Consider the following 2,551-nt stretch of genomic DNA (forward strand, 5'->3'; position numbering starts at 1 on the left):
AGCAGGGGGGGCCTTTCTTGCCCTTCTTTAAACGCGAATTGGTATTAATTGCCCCCGGTCGCCGTTTATGGCGTGTCGGGGCCGCCCACAGGGCGTGCTTTTAAGTACTGTTTAATAGGCAGGTCGGCCAGGTTCCAGCGCTTGTGCTTTTCACAGATGCGCGGGAGATGCAATATTCTTACCCTGTATTATCCCGCGTTCCACAAGAGTGTTCCACACGTCCCATGGATCTTCGTCCCCGGCGTCCCTCACGTTGCGCGAAGCGTCAAAGGGGGTCCATATCTTTCGCTCGGGCTCCAGGGCCATCGTTTTAAGCATCGCACGTCCCAGAGGCGTGATCGGCGTCCCAGAAGCCTCAGCAATGGAGATAACGGCCTCCATGTTCTTAACGGACTTCATGCGTATCACAGCCTTGTCCAACACATCAGACTGCATGTGTGCCATCAGCATTACGAACCTCTGGATTCCGTTCTCCTCCGGAAGTTGATCAAGTGCCCGATAGTACTGAGAGAGCCCCTGATAGATTACGGAGGACATGCTATAGGGCCTATAGGGGTCACCCATGCTAGGGGCCATCGCCTTATCCGCTAAAAGCCGTGCCATACGCCCATTACCATCCTCAAAGGGATGAATGACGACAAAAAAGGCATGACCAAGGGCAGCCCCGATCGATGCGGGGAGCGTGACGCGCTCATCGTTCCACCATCGGCAGAATTGATCCATCAGAGCTGGAACCTTCTCCGCGGGAGGTGCTTCATAGACGACATTCTGCTGCGCATCCCGTATGTATTCCGAAGTGCTTCTGAACTTTCCCCAGGTCCCACGCTTCTCCGTTTTCAGCATAGCGTGAGCCTCCTCCAGTTTTTCCCGGGACAACGTTTCTCTGTCATTCAGTAGAAATAACGCTGCTTGAACGGCTCTATCCTCTCGGTCCGTCCTTGACATGCTGGAGGGCTTCCAATCCGGGATGTCCATGTTCAGACGCTTCATGATCGACGAACGAAGGAGGTCCTCATCCAACTTCTCACCCTCGATGGCATAGCTGCAGTACAGATTGTCTGTCATAGACTGAACGATCGTCGTCTCATAGAGCTCAATTCCCATATCGTCCAACAGCTTCCTTTCACGTTCCGCAAGCTGATTGGCGAACGCATACGTCTCATCGCTGAATACAGGCGTTGAAAGCCAGTTGGGCTGCTGCCAAAACCAGCGTTGTCTCTCTGCCATGGTGAAAAGCCTCCTTCCGTTTAGATCGGTCACTTCTCTATCGGTACAGCGACCTGGACTGCTTCTGTACAATGGGGTCCAGCTTTGCCTTGGCGCCGTCTTTGGAGTAGGTGATCTTCAGGTCCTGCCCCTGTTCCGGCACTGTTTCCAGCTTCTCAAGCCTGTGAACGGTGAAGAGCTTGGAGGCGGTTTGCTGGATGCACCTGCCGTGTTCTGCGTCTATGCGGATGATCTTGCCGGTGAACCACTGGCCTTTGGTGTAGGGATGGAGGTGTATCGTTGGCTCCTGGACGCCGGTGTCCTCCGTGATCATACCGGCAAGCTCGCCGGACACGGCTTCTGGCATCAACGCCTCGCGTTGGCGTTCCCGGCAGATGAGGATGACGGCACGAAGGTTCTCCTGCCGCGCCGCAAAAAAGTCCTTCTCCTCCGGCTCGCTGAAGCCGTTTTTCGCACTGCCGAGGTACTTGATCTGCCGGTTGCAGTTCGTCTCAAAGGGCTCGCCTTTAGGCAGGTTGTCCGGGTTCACGCCGAGAACTTTAAGGCGCTCGAAGTGCGCCTGGTATCCCTTCACGTCCAAAATGTCGTCCAGAGAACCGCGAATGGCCATATTCTCGACGATCTGCTTGTCGTACCGTGCCTCATCGTCCGGCGTGTTTGCGTAGAGCGCCTTTTCGAGGTTGATGCAGAGCTGTTCGGTATCCAGCATATCGGAGACGTTGCCGGTTCCGGCAACGTCTCGCAATGTGGCGGTGGCGTCAACTAGCAACCGATCTCGATTTTTTTTAGTAGAGGCCTTTCTAAGTTTTTGTTCTGATTTCACAAATTTAATTGAGCTATTGAGAAGTTTTGTGATGTTAGCCATTCAACCACTCCTGCCCAAATAACTTAACGGCATCGTTGAGATTGTATCCTCCCTCTTTCAATATACCAATTCCTAAAGTGCGCTTTATCCCATCGGCAAAGATCGGATCAACAGGAAGGGTACGCCAGAGACGATCGGCCTCCTCCTTCTCTCCTCTGTCTTCAAGTGCGTAAGCCTCGTCCATAATCCTGTCCTGTTCCTCATCCGACATCGTGGACACAAAATCCTTCGGCAACAGCATGTGTCATTCCTCCGTTTCAAAGTACCACTCTTAACACTATTCTACCGCCACGCCGTCGGGAAAAGGATGTCCCTCTGAACGAAGATCATAATTATAGTGGTCCCCATTTGGAGGACCAGGGGAAGGGTTAGGGTTAATACCAATTCGCGTTTAAAGAAGGGCAAGAAAGGCCCTCCTGCAAGGGGGGGAGCTGCCCCGAAGTGGGGGACTGACGGCCC

At 53.6% G+C, this 2,551-nt stretch carries 3 protein-coding genes; all 3 read right to left on the minus strand.

The window, feature by feature from the left end; translation table 11 throughout:
* Positions 1-150 precede the first annotated feature (150 nt).
* The 3 genes from SY1_RS08705 to SY1_RS08715 all read right to left on the minus strand — a co-directional run bounded on the left by SY1_RS08705 (position 151) and on the right by SY1_RS08715 (position 2,303).
* On the minus strand, positions 151-1,227 hold the full coding sequence (locus SY1_RS08705; protein WP_015556803.1) for a Fic family protein: 1,077 nt from the start codon (positions 1,225-1,227) through the stop codon (positions 151-153).
* A gap of 37 nt (positions 1,228-1,264) precedes the next feature.
* Positions 1,265-1,936 carry a KfrB domain-containing protein gene (locus tag SY1_RS08710; protein ID WP_208873484.1) on the minus strand — a complete coding sequence of 224 codons (672 nt, stop codon included), beginning with the start codon at positions 1,934-1,936 and terminating at the stop codon, positions 1,265-1,267.
* 148 nt (positions 1,937-2,084) lie between these two features.
* On the minus strand, positions 2,085-2,303 hold the full coding sequence (locus tag SY1_RS08715; RefSeq protein ID WP_243440644.1) for a hypothetical protein: 219 nt from the start codon (positions 2,301-2,303) through the stop codon (positions 2,085-2,087).
* Positions 2,304-2,551 lie beyond the last annotated feature (248 nt).

It is taken from the genome of Fretibacterium fastidiosum, from assembly GCF_000210715.1.
GTDB lineage: Bacteria > Synergistota > Synergistia > Synergistales > Aminobacteriaceae > Fretibacterium > Fretibacterium fastidiosum.